We start from the raw sequence: 16225 nt of genomic DNA on the forward strand, positions 1-16225 counted from the left end.
GGCTGGCCTGTTCCGTCGAGCCTATTCCGTGTAGCGCAGCCAGAGATGCGTACGGCCGGCGATGCCCTCTATTACCGCCGCGGCCAGTGCCTGGCGTTCGCGGCCCCGCGCGTTGTACAGGGCGCAGACGTCGTCGGCGACGGCCTCGGCCCGCGCGGCATCCGGCGGCGCGTCGCGCAACAGGCCCAGGTAGGAAGCGCCGATGCCGATCAGCTCGTAGCCGTGTTCGCGGCAAAAATGGCGGGCCACCGCATAGGTCTGGTCCGGGCCCAGGTCGCAGGTGAAATAGCCATTGGGAAACGCCGCCAGCGTGTCATAGCTGCAGTCCGCCGGCACCACAAGCGCCGACACAGGCTGGTCCAGCAGTGCGATGGGATCGTCCTGGAAGCGGGTCCATTCCTCCAGCGCCTGCGCGTCCAGGGTCAGGCCATGCCCGCAGGCGTGCGCGAACGACGCCTGGGCGGTGAAGCGCGCGAAACCATGCGCGCAGACCAGGAATTCGGCCTTCGTGTCCATGTCGCCCACGTAGGCACCCTCCTGCAGGCATTCCGGCGGAATGCCCGCGGGGTCCAGTCCGGTGATGTCGACCAGCTCGAAGCGCGCGCGCGCATGGCCGGACGTATAGCAGGCCTGCCGGAAGTCATCCAGCGAGAACAGCGGCTTGCAGGCGGGGTGGTCCGCGGCGATGCGCCGGTAGGCGGCCATCAGTTCGTCCAGGCTGCCGATGCCGCCGATCCGGTACTCGTCGCACAGGCCGCCCGACGGGTTGCCGGGGGTCTTGTTGCCGCGAAATCGCATGTCCATCTGGGATGTCCTGGAATGGAGCGGATCGGCCAAGCATAACGTACCGTCGCGGCGCGCACGAGCGTCCGGCCCGCCGCGCGGGCACGGGAATTGCTGGCTGAATGTCCCCCATTAAACCTGCCGCCTCGAGCCGGCAGCTTCGATCCTGGAGGTCATATGGCCACACGCACCATCTGGAAAGGCGCGATCTCGTTCGGCCTGGTTCACATCCCGGTCGGCCTGCATACGGCCGCCACCGAATCGGGCGTGGATTTCGACTGGCTGGACAAGCGGTCCATGGATCCGGTGGGCTACAAGCGGATCAACAAGCGCACCGGCAAGGAGATCGACCGCGAGAACATCGTCAAGGGCGTGCAGTACGAGAAAGGCGAGTACGTGATCATCTCGCCGGACGAGATCGAACAGGCCTATCCACGCACCACGCAGACCATCGAGATCCAGATGTTCGTGGACGCGGCGCAAGTGTCGTTCGTGTACCTGGAGCGCCCCTATTACATCGAGCCGATCAACAAGGGCCACAAGGTCTATGCGCTGCTGCGCGACACGCTGGCCAAGAGCGGCAAGATCGGCATCGCCAAGGTGGTCATCCAGACCAAGCAGCACCTGGCCGCGCTGGTGCCTTCCGGCGACGCGCTGATATTGAACCTGATGCGCTGGGGCGACGAGGTCAAGCCGCTGTCCGACCTCGATCTGCCCAAGGCCGGCAACAAGGCCATGGCGTCCAGCCCCAGCGAGCTGAAGATGGCGCGCATGCTGATCGACGACATGTCCGGCGACTGGAATCCGGACGAATTCAAGGACGAGTTCCGCGAGGCCATCATGGGCCTGGTGGACAAGAAGGTGAAGGCCGGCAAGACCAAGACCGTGATCGAGCCGCAGGAGGAATCGCCGCGCTATGAAGGCGACAACGTCATCGACCTGACCGAGCTGCTGCAGCGCAGCCTGAAGGGCAAGCGCGGCGCGGCCCCGAGCAAGGCGCCCGCGAAGAAGGCCGCGAAGAAGACGGCTGCGAAGAAGACGTCGTCCAAGACCACCGCGAAGAAGGCTGCGGCCAAGACGGCACGCGCCCGCAAGGCGGCCTGACCATGCCGGCCTCGCTGAAGACCTATCGCGAGAAGCGCGACTTCAAGATCACGGCGGAGCCCAAGGGCGGCGGCCGCGCCAATGCGCGCCAGCCGGCCTTCGTGATCCAGAAGCATTGGGCCACCCGGCTGCACTACGACCTGCGGCTGGAGCTGGACGGCGCGATGAAGAGCTGGGCCGTGCCCAAGGGGCCGTGCTATGACCCGTCGGTCAAGCGCATGGCCGTGCAGGTCGAGGACCACCCCATCGCGTACAACCAGTTCGAAGGCGAGATCCCCAAGGGGCAGTACGGCGCGGGCAAGGTCATCATCTGGGACGAAGGCACCTGGGAGCCCCTGGTCGATCCGCGCAAGGGCTATCGCGAGGGACACCTGAAGTTCACGATGCACGGCACGAAGATGCAGGGCACCTGGGCGCTGGTGCGGCTGCGCGGACGCGACGAGAAAAAACCCACCTGGCTGCTGATCAAGGACCGCGACGACTACGCGCGCACCGAAGTCGAGTTCAGCGTGGTGGACCAGATGCCGGACAGCGTGGTGCCGCTGCGCGGGAAGAAGGCGAATGGTACGGGCGGGAAGGCATCTTCGACGGCGGCGTCCAGGCCGTCCTCGAAGACTTCTTCCACTGCCACGTCGAAGGCATCGGAAGAAGACGGGTCCGGGGACGCGGCGAACTCGCACGCGAAGCCGGCCAGGAAATCGCCGGCCAAGCGCACAGCGAAGGCCCCGGCCAGGGCATCCGCGAAGTCGGCCACGCAGGCCGTCCTCGCGGCCGCCGCGGCCGTGGAGGACGAAACCGACGCGGCCAGGCCGGCTCGCGGCAGCAAACGCGCCTCCGCCACCGACGACGACGCGGACCTGCCGGGCGTGGCCGCTGCCTTGCCCAAGACCCTGTCGCCGCAACTGGCCACGCTGGTCGACCGCGCGCCGGCCACGCCGGACGACTGGCTGTACGAGATCAAGTTCGACGGCTACCGCATCCTGGCCCGCATCGAGGACGGTCAGGCCCGTCTGTACACCCGCAACGGCCACGACTGGACCGCCAAGCTGCCGCAGATCGCGCAGGCGCTGGGCCAGGCGAAGGCGGATGGCTGGGTGGACGGCGAGATCGTCGTCATGGCCGAACACGGCGTGCCCAGCTTCCAGGCGCTGCAGAATGCGTTCGACACCGAGCGTCCCGCGCAGATCCAGTACTTCGCCTTCGACCTGCCCTACGTGGCCGGCCGCGACCTGCGAGGCGAGCCACTGCGCCTGCGGCGCGCCCTGCTGGAACAGATGATCGCGCCGATCCGCGGCAAGTCGGTGCAGTTCAGCGCCGCGCTGGACGCGGCGCCGCAGGAACTGGTGGCGTCGGCCTGCCACATGGGACTGGAGGGCATCATCGCCAAGCGGCGCGACTCGACCTACGTGTCGCGCCGCTCGGACAACTGGCTCAAGCTGAAGTGCGGGCAGCGGCAGGAGTTCGTGGTGGTGGGCTATACCGCGCCCAAGGGCCGCCGCGTCGGCTTCGGCTCGCTGGCGCTGGCCGTCCACGACGCCGACGGCCGCCTGCGCTACGCGGGCAACGTCGGTTCGGGCTTCGACGACGAGCTGCTGGCGCGGATGAAGACGCAACTGGAAGATCTGCGCACCGACGAATGCCCGCTGGTCGACCGCAAGGGCGTGGAAGGCCGGCCGCAATGGGTGCGGCCGGAGCTGGTGGCCGAAGTGTCGTTCAGCGAGTGGACGCAGTCGGGCCACGCACGGCATCCCGTGTTCCGCGGGCTGCGCACCGACAAGCCCGCGAAGAAGATCACGCGCGAGCGGCCCCAGGATCCGGATGATGCGAACGGCGATGCGTCGCCCGGCGATGCGTCGCGCCGCGGCGCGGCGGCCAGGCTGGCGGGCAAGGCCGCCACGGGCCGGCCGGGCGGGAAAACCGGGGCGCGCACGGCGGCGAGCGACGCCGACGTGCCGGTATCGGAAACGCGGTCGCTCAAGAGCCGTTCCGGCGCGGGCCGTCTCTCGCATCCCGAACGCGTCATCGACCCGTCCACCGGGCTGACCAAACTCGACCTGGCCCGCTATTACGGCCTGGTCGCCCCCTTGATGCTGCCGCACCTGAAGGCCCGACCGGTGGCCTTCATGCGCGCGCCGCAAGGCGTGGACCACCCGTTGTTCTTCCAGAAGCACCTGGACAGCGCGATCGAGGACGTGAAGTCCCTGCCCAAGAAGCTGAGCCCGGACCATCCGCCCATGATGGAAGTGGCCACAGACATGGGCATCCTGTCGGCCGCGCAGATGAACGTGGTCGAATTCCACACCTGGAACGCCGTCAAGACCGCCATCGCCAAGCCCGACCGCATGCTGTTCGACCTGGACCCCGGCGAAGGCGTGCAATGGAAAACGGTGGTGGAAGGCGCCCAGCTGGTGCAGGCGCTGCTGCGCGAGCTGGACCTGGCCTGCTGGCTGAAGACCAGCGGCGGCAAGGGCCTGCACGTGGTCGTCCCGCTGCGCAGGCAATACAGCTGGGACACGGTCCGCCAGTTCTCGGAAGCCATCGTCCGCCACCTGGCCAGCGCCTTGCCGCAGCGCTTCGTCGCCAAGAGCGGCCCGAAGAACCGCGTGGGCAAGATCTTCGTCGACTACCTGCGCAACGGCTTCGGCGCCACCACCGTCGCCGCCTGGTCCGCGCGCGCGCGCCCCGGCATGGGCATCTCGGTGCCCATCACCTGGAGCGAACTGCCCAGCCTGTCGAGCGCCGCGCACTGGACCATCGCCGACATCCACCATCGGCTGGACGTGGGCAATGCGCCGTGGGACGACTATGCGGGGCAATCGCTGGGCGAGGCGATGAGGGCGCTGGACTTCAAGTAGGCGGTAGGCGGCCTGCGCGGCCCCGCGCGTCGCGCACGGACGAGGTCCACGATGGCGATCCGCGCCCCGATGCGCGGATCGCGCCCTGGGCCTCTGGGCGGCCCCCCGCGCGTCAGCGGATGCTGAGGTCTTCCTTGCGCACGCGCTTGAGGATGCGAAAGCGGGTCGGCGGCGAGAAGTGATGACGTCCGCTGGCCTCGAACGGCGAGCCGCCGAAGTGCGCGGCGATCCGTTGCAGCATCACGTCGGCCATCTGCTGCGCGGCGCCGTCCACCGACGCGTCTTCCAGGGACCAGCCGTCCAGGCCCCCGATCCCGTACAGGACGTGCTGCTCGCCGACTTTCACGCTGCAGTCGAACACGGCGTACTCGTATTCGGACGACACCCGCACGCCCACGCGGAACGACACGGCGCCGGACGCGTCGGGCAATACGAAATCCGTCACGCTGCAGATGATGCCGCTGTCGGGCCGGGGCTCGGCCAGCGAGAAGAACTCGACGCCGCGCTCGGACAAGGCGCTTTCGGCCTCGGACTGCACGGCCGGCAGCAGTTGCGTCTGCAGCGCCTGCTCCACCGCGTTGATCGCAATGTGGACTTGCCGAAGATACCGATCCATCTCGGCGCGCTGCTGGTCGAGACAACGAAAGATTCCCGCGTACATGACGATCTCCTCGACAGGGTTGCGCCGATGACGGCGGCCAGCGGCAGGTCTATCCGCGCTTGAGGAGCCCATGGCCGCCATGCGCGCCTATCTAGTAAACACCCGGCGACGTAGGGGGACAGCAACCTATTGTGTCTATGTAGCCAGGCGGCTACGCTCCTGAATAGGATGAGCAAACTGTTGTACCTCGAACGCAGCAGCGCTGTGACATGCCAGGTTCGCCCAGTCGCTGACTCCAGCCCATAAGGATCCGATGATGAGCAAGACACTCACACGGGAATACGACATCGCAGAACGCCTACGGACACCCGAAGAAATGGCCCTGTACCTCGATGCATGCATCGAAGAAAGCGATGGCGACGCCGCCTTCATTGCCAAGGCGCTTGGCGACATCGCCCGCGCGCAAGGCATGACGAAGGTGCCAAAGCGGCAGGGCTATCGCGCGAAAGCTTGTATAAAGCGCTGTCAGGCGATCGCGCGCCCGACTTCTCGACGATATTGAAAGTATCGCGCGCGCTGGGACTGCGCCTGCATGCGGTACCTGCCTGAAACCGCCCCCCTGCCAGGCCGTTGGTCGCGTACATCGGAACGCGGCACGGCAGGGAAATCAAAACCCGTCGTACGCCGCCACCGCATCCACCAGCGCGCGGATGTACGTCGGCAGCGCCTGCAGGTCCCGCACCAGCATGTCGCGCTGCCGCACCGCCCACGGATCCCGTAGTGGCACCAGGTGCAGCGCCATCGAGCGCTGGTAGCGGCGGGCCGTCGATTCCGGCACCACGCTGATTCCTGCCCCACCCTCGATCAAGCGGCACACCGACTCGAAGCCCGGCACCTGGATGCGCAGCGCGAAGGCGCGGCCGCCGGCCTCGACCTGGTCGCGCAGGAAGGTCAGCAGCGTGCTGTTGTCGTGCAGGCTGATGTGCGGATAGTCCAGCGTATCCATGATGGACACGGCGGCGCGCCCGGCCAGTTCGTGGCCCACGGGCACGCCCAGCACCAGCCGGTCGGTGTAGAAGGGGATGCGCTGCAGGCCCTGCTCGGCCAGAGGCCCGGCGGTGATGCCCAGGTCGACCGAGCCGTCGATCACCGCGCGCACGGTGTCGCGCGTATTGCGTTCCTGCATGTCGACGATGATGGCGGGCCGCTCGGCCAGGAACGGCGCCAGGATCTCGGGCATGAAGCCGTTGACGGCCGTGGTGTTGGCGAAGATGCGGATGCGGCCGGTGGCGTCGATGCCGCTGGCGCTGAAGTCGCCCTTCAATGCATCCACGTTGCGCATGATGGCCCGCGCGTGGTCGTACAGGCGATGCCCGGACGGCGTCAGCTCCACGCCGCTGCGGGTGCGGTAGAGCAGCACGCTGCCCAGCTGGCCTTCCAGCGACTTGATGCGCGAACTGACGGACGGCAGCGACAGGTGCGCCCGGCGCGAGGCCTTGGTGAGGCTGGCGGATTCGGCGACGTGGATGAAAAGCTGGAGGTCTGCGAGGTCGAAATGCATGTGGGCGGGCGGATTCCTGCCGGCGCGAGGGCCGGACCTGGCAGAAGCATACCCGCTTGCCAGGCCCGTGCCGGGGACGGCGCGTCCCCCGTCCTCGTCAGAACCTGAACCGTACGTCCAGGCTGCCGCCACTCTGCTTCGCGCCCGAGCCGTACTGGCCCGCGTAGGTGACGCCCACGGTCGTGCGCTTGCTCACGGCCATGTCCACGCCCAGCTCCACCACCGCCGCGTCGCGGGCGATGGGCGAGCCCGTCACCGTGAACGACTGGCTGTTCTGGAAGGCCAGCGTGGCCTGCGGATCCACGTCCCCGTAGGCATGGCGCCAGCCCACCGTGGCGCGCAGGCGGCCCGGCGCGCCGGCGCTGTCGAACGCGGCCTCGCCGTGCAGGCCCAGCGTGGTGGTGGCCGTGCGGTTGCTGTTCGACTTGCCGCTCAGCGCGGCGTCGCCGCCCGACTCGGAGAAGGCGCGCGTGCGCACGTCGCTGTAGCCGGCGCCCACGAACGGTTCCAGCGTGTAGCGCTCGTCCAGCTTGATGGCGTAGCCCACTTCGCCGAACACCTGCGCGGTGCTGGCGTTGTAGTCGGCCTTGAGCTCCTGCGGGACGCCCGCGGCATTGACGTTGCGCTTGGTCTTCACGTCGTGCCAGGTATAGCCCGCGCCCAGGCTGACGTTGACCTGCCCGCGCGCCGCCGGGAACGCCTTGCCCCCGTAGATCGCGGCGCTGTAGCTGTTCAGGTCGCTGCTGGACGACAGGCTGCGCAGGTTGGCGTTGCCGTCGGCATAGCCGAACGCGCCGCCCAGGCGCCATCCGCCGCCGACGTCGCCGTCGCCGCCCAGGAAGACGCCGCCGCTGGACTCGCTGACGCGCGCGGTGTCGCCGCCGCCCGACTGCCGGCTCCAGCCGCCGAAGACCTGCGCCCAGGCGGGCTTGACGGCCGATTGCGGCATGGCCGAGGCATCGCCGCGGCCCAGCTGGGCCGTGGGCGCGCCCGGCTGCACGCCGGCGTTCAGGTTGGCGCGCAGATGCGAGATCGACGTATCCATCACGCGATCGCTGACATTCTGCAGGCTCTGCTGCACGCTGGCGTGCGCCTCGCCGGACAGCGAGGCGAACACCCCGGCAGGCGCGCCTTCCGGCAGGTTCAGAACGCGCGAGTACAGGTTCGACGAGGACGGCAGCGACTGCAGCGCATTGGCCACCGCGCGCTGGTTGCCGTTCTCGGCCAGGTCGGCGAAGCGGATGGGGCGGCTGGGCGTCGATCCGCCGCCGTCCACGTCCTTCAGCGACATCTCCAGGCCGATGCCCGTGGCGGTGTACTGCAGGTCCGGCGTCAGGAAGGCCAGGTTGCTGCGCACCGTATCGAACCGGCCCAGGAGACCGCCGTCGGCCGTCAGGATGTTGTAGTTCGTGGACAGGGCGTAATTGCCCTGTTCGCCCAGGATCAGCACGCCGCCCGCCAGGCTGGCCGTGCCGGTGGCGTGCACCATGCTTTGCGCCCCCGTCGGATCGGTGCGCACCTGGTATGTCGCGCCCGGCGAGAACACCAGGTTGCCGGCCACCGTCAGCGTGCCCTTGGGCGCGGCCGCGTTGCCCGGCGCCAGCGTGCCGCCCGACGCGATGGTCGTGGCGCCCACCGTGCCCGTGCCGCCGAGCGTCCCGCCCGACTGCACCGCCATCGTGCCGCCCAGCTTGCCATCCACCTGCAGCGTCCCGGCGCGCACCGCCGTGCTGCCCGCATAGGCGCCGCTGTCGGCCGACAGGATCAGGGTGCCCGCGCCGTCCTTGGCCAGTGCGCCCGCGCCGGTCAGCGTGCCGGCGTAGGTGCCGTCGGCCTGCTGCTGGAACACGAGATTCGCGTTGTTCTCGATGTCGCCGCGCAGCGAGGACGCGTCGCCTTGCAGCGTGCCCTGGTCGATGCGCGTACCGCCGGTGTAGGTGTTGGCGCCGGCCAGCGTCAGCACGCCCGCGCCATCCTTGACCAGCGTGCCGGCGCCGGACACCTCGCCGCCGTAGGTGCCGTCGACGGACTGGTCGAAGACCAGCGTGGCGGCGTTGTCGATGTCGCCCTGCAGGCTGGTGCTGTCGCCCACCAGCGTGCCCGCGACCACTTGCGTGCCGCCGGTGTACGTGTTGGCGCCGGTCAGCGTCTGCGTGCCGCTGCCCTGCTTGACGATGCCACCCGTGCCGCTGATCACGCCCGCGTACTGCTGGTCGGACGCATCGCCGAAGATCAGCCGGTTCGGTCCCAGCACCACCTGCGTGCCCGAGGCGCCGCTGAATCCACCGATGGTCTGGTCCGCGCCCGAGGCGCTGATGTCGAAGACGCTGGTGCCGTTCAGGCCGAGACGGCCCGTCGATGCCAGGGATCCGCCCGCGCCCAGCGCCAGCGTGCCCACGTTGACCGTCGTGCCGCCCGTGTAGGTGTTGGCGCCCGTCAGCGTGGCCCTGCCGCTGCCCTGCTTGGTGATGCCGCCGGTGCCGGAGATGCTGCCGCCGAACGCGTCGTCCGCGGCGCCGCCTAGGCTCAGCGAATTCGCGCCGAGGGCGACCGACGTGCCGGTCACGCCGCGCAATCCGCCGACGACGCGGTCTCCCGCCGCGCCGCCGATGTCGAACGTGGCACCGGTGCCGGCCAGGTCGACCGTGCCGGTCGAGGACAGGACGCCGCCCGCCGCCAGGGCCACCGACCCCGCGCGGATGGTCGTGCCGCCGGTGTACGTGTTGACGCCCGTCAAGGTCAGTCCGCCGGTACCCTGCTTGACCAGCCCGCCCGTGCCGGTGATGACGCCGCCATAGGACTGGTTGCCGCCGGTGCCCAGCGTCAGCGTGCGCCCGCCCAGCGCCACCGTGGTGGAAACGCCGCCGCTCAACGCGCCGATGGTCTGGTCGGCGCCCGCGCCGCTGATGTCGAACGCGGTATTGGCATTGGCCAGCGCCACGCTGCCCGTGGCTGCCAGCGCACCACCCGCGCCCAGCGCCAGCGTGCCCGCATTGATCGTGGTGCCGCCCGTGTAGGTGTTTGCGCCGGCCAGCGTCAGCGTGCCGGTGCCCTGCTTGACCAGCCCGCCCGTGCCGCTGATCGTGCCGGCGTAGGCCTGCGCGGCGGCATTGCCCACCGTCAGCGTATGCGCCCCCAGCGCGACCGTCGTGCCGGCCACGCCGTTCAGCGATCCCAGCGTCTGGTTCGCGCCGGAGTTGGCGATGTCGAAGGCCGCGCCCGTGCCCGACAGGTTCACGCCGCCCCCCGAGGCCAGCGAGCCGCCCGCGCCCAGCGCCAGCGTGCCCGCCTTGATCTCCGTCGTGCCGGTGTAGGTGTTGGCGCCGGTCAGCGTCATCGTGCCGGTGCCCTGCTTGACCAGCCCGCCCGTGCCGCCGATGACCCCGCCGAACGCCTGGTTGCCGGCGTTGCCCAGCGTCAGGGTGTGCGTGCCCAGGGCCACCGTCGTGCCGGCCGCGCCGGCCAGGCCGCCGATGGTCTGGTTGGCGCCGGACGCGCTGATGTCGAAGGCCGCGCCGGCATTGGCCAGCGTGACCAGGCCCGTGGCCGCCAGCGAGCCGCCGGCGCCCAGCGCCACGGTGCCCGCGTTGACGGTGGTGCCGCCGGTGTAGGTGTTGGCGCCGGCCAGGGTGATCGATCCGCTGCCCTGCTTGACGAGGCCGCCCGTGCCGGTGATCGTGCCGGCGTAAGACCGCGCGGCCGTGTCGCCGAACGTCAGCGTATTGCCGCCCAGCGCCAGCGTCGTGCCCGCCACCCCGCTCAAGCCCGCGATGGTCTGCGGCGTGGTCGCGCCGCTGAGGTCGAAGCCCGCGCCCGCAGCGCCCAGCGTCACGTTGCCCGTCGCGGCCAGCGAGCCGCCCGCGCCGATGGCCAGGGTGCCGCCGTTGATCGTGGTGCCGCCCGTGTAGGTATTGGCGCCCGTCAGGGTCGTCGTGCCCGTGCCCTGCTTGGTGATGCCCGCGGTGCCCGTGATGCTGCCGCCGAAGGTGCGGTTCGCCTCGTCGCCGAAGGCGAGCGCATTGCCGCCCAGGCTGACGGTGGTGCCCGCCACGCCGCTCAGCCCGCCGATGGTCTGCGCGGCGCCGGAACCGGAGATGTCGAAGGCTGCGCCTGTGCCGCCCAGGTTCACGTCGCTGGCCGCGCCCAGCGAGCCGCCCGCGCCCAGCACCAGCGTGCCCGCGTTGATCGTGGTCGCGCCGGTGTACGTGTTCGCGCCCGTCAGGGTCTGCGTGCCGCTGCCCTCCTTCGTGATTCCGCCCGTGCCGCCGATGCTGCCGCGGAACGTGTGGTTGCCCGCATCGCCGAAGGTGAGCGTGTTCGATCCCAGCAACACGGAGGAACCCGCCGCGCCGGCAAGCCCGCCGATGGCCTGGTTGGACGTCGCGCCACTGATGTCGAAGGCCGTGCCCGCATTGGCCAGATTCACCGTACCCTGCGCGCTGAGCGAGCCGCTGCCGCTGATGGCCAACGTGCCGCCGTCGATGGTCGTGCCGCCCGTGTAGGTGTTGGCGCCGGTCAGCGTCTGCGTGCCGCTGCCTTGCTTGACGACGGCACCCGTGCCGACGATCACGCCGCCGTAGGCCTGGTTGCTCGCATCGCCGAAGGTCAGCGTATTCGCGCCCAACGCGATGGTCGTGCCGCCTACGCCTGCCAGCGCGCCGATGGTCTGGTTCGCGCCCGAATTGCCGATGTCGAAGCCCGCGCCCGCGGCGCCCAGCGTGACGCTGCCCGTGGCGGCCAGCGAGCCGCCCGCCCCCAGCGCCAGCGTGCCGACATTGATGGTCGTGCCGCCGGTGTAGGTATTCGCGCCGGTCAGGGTGGTGACGCCCGTGCCCTGCTTGGTGATGCCCGCGGTGCCGGTGATGCTGCCGCCGAACGTGCGATTCGCCTCGTCGCCGAAGGTGAGTGCATTGCCGCCCAGGCTGACCGTGGTGCCCGCCACGCCGCTCAGGCCGCCGATGGTCTGCGCGGCGCCGGAGCCGGAGATGTCGAAGGTCGCGCCCGCGCCGCCCAGGTTCACGTCGCTGGCCGCGGCCAGCGAGCCGCCCGCGCCCAGCACGAGCGTGCCGGCGTTGATCGTAGTGGCGCCGGTGTACGTGTTGGCGCCCGCCAGCGTCTGCGTACCGGTGCCCTCCTTGGTGATGCCGCCCGTGCCGCCGATTACGCCCCCGAACGTGTGGTTGCCGGCATCGCCGAAGGTCAGCGTGTTCCCACCCAACGCGACGGAAGACCCCGCCGCGCCGGCCAGCCCGCCGATGGTCTGCGACGTGGTCGCGCCGCTGATGTCGAAGGCCGTGCCCGCATTGGCCAGGGTCACCGTGCCTTGCGCGCCGAGCGAGCCGCCCGTGCCGATGGCCAGGGTGCCCGCATTGATCGTCGTGCCGCCCGTGTAGGTGTTGGCGCCAGTCAGCGTCTGCGTGCCGCTGCCCTGCTTGACGATGCCGCCCGTGCCGCCGATCGTGCCGCCGAAGGTCTGGTTGGTCGCGTCGCCGAAGGCCAGGTCCTGCGCGCCCAGCGCGACCGCCGTGCCGGCCACGCCGGACAGCGCGCCGATGGTCTGGTCCGCGCCCGAGCCGCTGATGTCGAACGTCGCGCCCGCGGCGCCCAGCGTAACGCTGCCCGTGGCGGCCAGCGAGCCGCCCCCGCCCAGCGCCAGCGTGCCCGCGTTGATCGTCGTGCCGCCGCTGTAGGTCTGGTCGCCCGTCAGGGTCAGGGTGCCGGCGCCCTGCTTGGTGATGCCGCCCGTGCCCTCGATCACGCCGCCATAGGCATGGTTGCCCGCGTCGCCCAGCGCCAGCGTGTTGGCGCCCAGCTGCACGGTGCTGCCGGCCGCGCCGTCGAGCCCGCCGATGGTCTGAGGCGTGGTCGCGCCGCTGATGTCGAAGACCGTGCCCGCGTTGGCCAGGGTAAGCGCGGTCTGTCCGCTGAGCGAGCCACCCGCGCCGATGGCCAGCGTGCCGGCATTGATCGTGGTGCCGCCCGTGTAGGTATTGATGCCCGTCAGCGTCTGCGTACCGGCGCCCTGCTTGACGATGCCGCCCGTGCCGCCGATGACGCCGGCATAGCCCTGGTCGGTCGCATCGCCGAAGGTCAGCGTGTTCGCGCCCAACGCGATGGTCGTGCCGCCTACGCCGGCCAGCGCGCCGATGGTCTGGTTCGCGCCCGAATTGCCGATGTCGAAGCCCGCGCCCGCGGCGCCCAGCGTGACACTGCCGCCCGCGGCCAGCGAGCCGCCCGCGCCCAGCGCCAGTGTGCCGCCGTTGATGGTGGTGCCGCCGGTGTAGGTATTGGCGCCCGTCAGGGTCGTCGTGCCCGCGCCCTGCTTGGTGATGCCCGCGGTGCCCGTGATGGCGCCGCCGAAATCGCGATTTGCCTCGTCGCCGAAGGTGAGCGCATTGCCGCCCAGGCTGACGATGGTGCCGGCCACGCCGCTCAGCCCGCCGATGGTCTGCGCGGCCCCGGATTGGGAGATGTCGAACGTCGCGCCCGCGCCGCCCAGGTTCACGTCGCTGGTCGCGGCCAGCGAGCCGCCCGCGCCCAGCACCAGCGTGCCCGCGTTGATCGTGGTCGCGCCGGTGTAGGCGTTGGCGCCCGTCAGCGTCTGCGTACCGGCGCCCTCCTTGATGATGCCGCCCGTGCCGCCGATGGTGCCGCCGAACGTGTGGTTGCCGGCATCACCGAAGGTGAGCGTGTTCGACCCCAGCAACACGGAGGAACCCGCCGCGCCGGCAAGCCCGCCGATGGCCTGGTTGGACGTCGCGCCGCCGATGTCGAAGGCCGTGCCCGCGTTGGCCAGATTCACCGTGCCCTGCGTGCTGAGCGATCCGCCGCCGCTGATGGCCAGCGTGCCCGCGCTGATGGTCGTGCCGCCGGTGTAGGTGTTGGCGCCGGTCAGCGTCTGCGTGCCGCTGCCTTGCTTGACGATGCCGCCCGTGCCGCCGATGGCCCCGCCGAACGTCTTGTCGTCGGCGGTGCCGAAGCTCAGCGTGTTGCCTCCCAACGCGACGGTCGTGCCGGCCACGCCGGCCAGGCCGCCGATGGTCTGGTTCGCGCCGGCCCCGCTGATGTCGAAGCCCGCGCCGGCCGTGCCCAGCGTCACGTCGCCCGTGGCCGCGAGCGAGCCGCCCGCGCCCAGCGCCAGCGTGCCGCCGTTGATGGTCGTGCCACCGGTATACGTGTTCGCGCCCGTCAGCGTCTGCGTGCCGCTGCCTTGCTTGACCACGCCGCCCGTGCCGCCGATCGTGCCGCCGAAGGTCTGGTTGCCCGAATCGCCGAAGGTCAGCGCATTGGCGCCCAGGGCCACCGACGTGCCCGCCGCGCCGGCCAAGCCGCCGACGGTCTGGTTGGCTCCCGACCCGCTGATGTCGAACGTCGCGCCCGCGCCTGCCAGGTTCACCGTGCCGGTCGGGGCCAGCGAGCCGCCCGCGCCCAGCGCCAGCGTGCCCGCGTTGATGGTCGTGCCGCCGGTATAGGTATTCGCGCCGGTCAGCGTGACGGTGGCCGCGCCGTTCTTCACCAGGCCGCCGTCGCCGGTGATGTCGCCGCTGATGCCCATCGCATTGCTGCCGCCCAGGGCCAGCGACGCGCCGCTGTTCACCGCCACGTCGTTGCCCAGCGTGACGGCCTGCGAGCTGTCCAGCGTGGCATTGCCGCCGACGGTCAGCGTGCCGGTGCCCATCGCCTGGTTGTTGCCGACGACCAGGGTGCCGGCGTTCAATGCGGTGCCCCCGGTGTAGACGTTTGCGCCGCTCAGCGTCAGCGTGCCGGTGCCGCTCTGGGTCACGGTGCCCCCGCCCGAGATCGTACCGGCCAGCGTCATCGAGGAGCTGCCCGTCACACCCAGGCCATTGCCCGTCGCCGTGATGTCGTTGCCCAGCGTCAGTCCGGGCGTCGCGCTCTGGATGGCGCCGCCATTGGCGGTGATCGTGCCCGTGCCCAGCGACGCCGTGTTGTTCACGATCGCGGTGGCGCCGTTGCCCAACGTCGCATCGAGGGCCGACGACGCGCCGTCGAGGTTCCACGTGCCGCTCTGGACGTCGAGGTGGTTGAAGTTGACGTAGTTGCCGTTGTTGATCGTGCCGGTGGCCGCGGCGCCCTGCTGCAGGCTCAGCGTATTGTTGCCGCCCGCCCCGCCGTCCACGGTGCCCGTGGCGGCGAAGTTGATGGTGACGGCGCCGATGCCCAGGTTCGTGGCCAACCCGGTGCCGCCGGCGCTGTTCACCGCACTGTCGGTCGTCGCGATGAACTGGTTGGTGCTGTTCGCGCCCATCGACACGCTGCCGTTCACCGTGCCGGAGTTGGTGAACGTATTGCCGCCCGCGGACGAACCCAGCGCGACGCGGCCGGTGATCGTGCCCGAATTGTTGACGTTGACCTGCCCGCCGCCGTAGGCCGCCATGACGCCGGCATCCGGCCCCAACAGGGTCGCGCCAACGATGCCCGTGGTCGTCATCGTGCCCGTGTTGGTGATGTTGGTGGTGCCGCCCGCCCCGTTCTGTACGGCCAGGGCCATGCCGGTCAGGCCGATCGACAACCCGGTGGTGCCGCCCAGGATGCCGTTGTTGGTGACTGTCTGCGTGCTGGCGCTGGCATTGCCCATCACCACGCCCGACGACAGCACGCCCAGACCCGTGCCCAGCAGGACCGGATCGATCCGGCCGTTGTTCGTCAGCGTGTCGTTGCTGCCGGTCAGCGTCATCGCATTGCCGCCCACGCCCAGCAGTACGCCGACGCTACCGCCCGGATTGACCGTGACGTTGAGGTTGTTGGCGCCGTTGGCATAACTGGGCGCCAACGGGTTGGCCGCACCGCTGCACGTGACGTTCGAGCCGGCCGTCGTGCACGCGGCGTACGCGTCGGGACTGCCCACGCCCGCCAGCGCGGCGAGGATGCTCAGGGGCAGCAGTTTCAGCTTCAGGAAATCGTTGGTTCTGGACGCGCGCACGGAAAAGGACATTCCGTTTTCTCCGGATAAGGAAAGCGGTCACGCTGATCGCGTGGGAAACCTGCAGAAACGGGGAAAGCCAGGACAAGGGACGGGCGCCATGGCGTCGGCGGTCATGCGGCCGGCGTTGGAATTGATTTTCAACCTTGGAATTGATTTTCAATGGCGTGCCGAATTGGGGGAAATTCAACCACGATTTTCCTCGGTCGGCGAGTATGGAGCGAAAGCAATGTGGGCGAGTTGCCACAGCGGGATTTCAGTGCGAGGGCGCGCCGGATTAAACACTGCGATGCACAAAAGATAATAATCCGGGGGGGTTCAGCTATTTTTAATGAGGTAATTCAGCTGCTGTCACCGGACCGGCAAAAGAAAAAGGC

The 16225-nt window shown here is 69.9% G+C and carries 6 protein-coding genes and 1 pseudogene; 3 read left to right on the plus strand and 4 right to left on the minus strand.

The features are described from left to right. Positions 1-21: 21 nt before the first annotated feature. On the minus strand, positions 22-804 hold the full coding sequence (locus tag FS845_RS16965) for a DUF4253 domain-containing protein (RefSeq protein WP_144637430.1): 783 nt from the start codon (positions 802-804) through the stop codon (positions 22-24). A gap of 156 nt (positions 805-960) precedes the next feature. Between FS845_RS16965 and FS845_RS16970 the strand changes: the two genes are divergently transcribed. Beyond that, a complete protein-coding gene (locus tag FS845_RS16970) occupies positions 961-1887 on the plus strand; it encodes a Ku protein (protein WP_144637432.1) in 927 nt (308 codons plus the stop codon). Between the two features lie 2 nt (positions 1888-1889). Beyond that, positions 1890-4742, plus strand: coding sequence for a DNA ligase D (gene ligD, locus FS845_RS16975; protein ID WP_144637434.1), 2853 nt, complete (start codon positions 1890-1892; stop codon positions 4740-4742). A 112-nt stretch (positions 4743-4854) separates the two neighbouring features. Here the strand turns inward: ligD and FS845_RS16980 are convergent, their stop codons facing one another. Beyond that, on the minus strand, positions 4855-5403 hold the full coding sequence (locus tag FS845_RS16980; RefSeq protein WP_144637436.1) for a hypothetical protein: 549 nt from the start codon (positions 5401-5403) through the stop codon (positions 4855-4857). Positions 5404-5659: 256 nt separating this feature from the next. Between FS845_RS16980 and FS845_RS16985 the strand changes: the two are divergent. After that, positions 5660-5952, plus strand: a pseudogene (locus FS845_RS16985) (addiction module antidote protein). A 58-nt stretch (positions 5953-6010) separates the two neighbouring features. On the opposite strand, the gene FS845_RS16990 reads toward FS845_RS16985, so the two are convergent. Both FS845_RS16990 and FS845_RS16995 read right to left on the minus strand, forming a co-directional pair. Further along, positions 6011-6904, minus strand: coding sequence for a LysR family transcriptional regulator (locus FS845_RS16990; RefSeq protein ID WP_144637438.1), 894 nt, complete (start codon positions 6902-6904; stop codon positions 6011-6013). Between the two features lie 97 nt (positions 6905-7001). Beyond that, positions 7002-15860 (minus strand): autotransporter-associated beta strand repeat-containing protein, encoded by an 8859-nt coding sequence (locus tag FS845_RS16995; RefSeq protein ID WP_144637440.1) that lies wholly within the window; start codon positions 15858-15860, stop codon positions 7002-7004. Positions 15861-16225 lie beyond the last annotated feature (365 nt).

The sequence above is a fragment of the Bordetella genomosp. 13 genome, from assembly GCF_007679965.1.
Taxonomy (GTDB): domain Bacteria; phylum Pseudomonadota; class Gammaproteobacteria; order Burkholderiales; family Burkholderiaceae_B; genus Bordetella.

Coding starts and splice junctions, on each gene's coding strand:
- FS845_RS16990 (WP_144637438.1), bottom strand. CDS start 6,904: ATGCATTTCGACCTCGCAGACCTCCAGCTTTTCATCCACGTCGCCGAA.
- FS845_RS16965 (WP_144637430.1), bottom strand. CDS start 804: ATGGACATGCGATTTCGCGGCAACAAGACCCCCGGCAACCCGTCGGGC.
- ligD (WP_144637434.1), top strand. CDS start 1,890: ATGCCGGCCTCGCTGAAGACCTATCGCGAGAAGCGCGACTTCAAGATC.
- FS845_RS16970 (WP_144637432.1), top strand. CDS start 961: ATGGCCACACGCACCATCTGGAAAGGCGCGATCTCGTTCGGCCTGGTT.
- FS845_RS16980 (WP_144637436.1), bottom strand. CDS start 5,403: ATGTACGCGGGAATCTTTCGTTGTCTCGACCAGCAGCGCGCCGAGATG.
- FS845_RS16995 (WP_144637440.1), bottom strand. CDS start 15,860: ATGTCCTTTTCCGTGCGCGCGTCCAGAACCAACGATTTCCTGAAGCTG.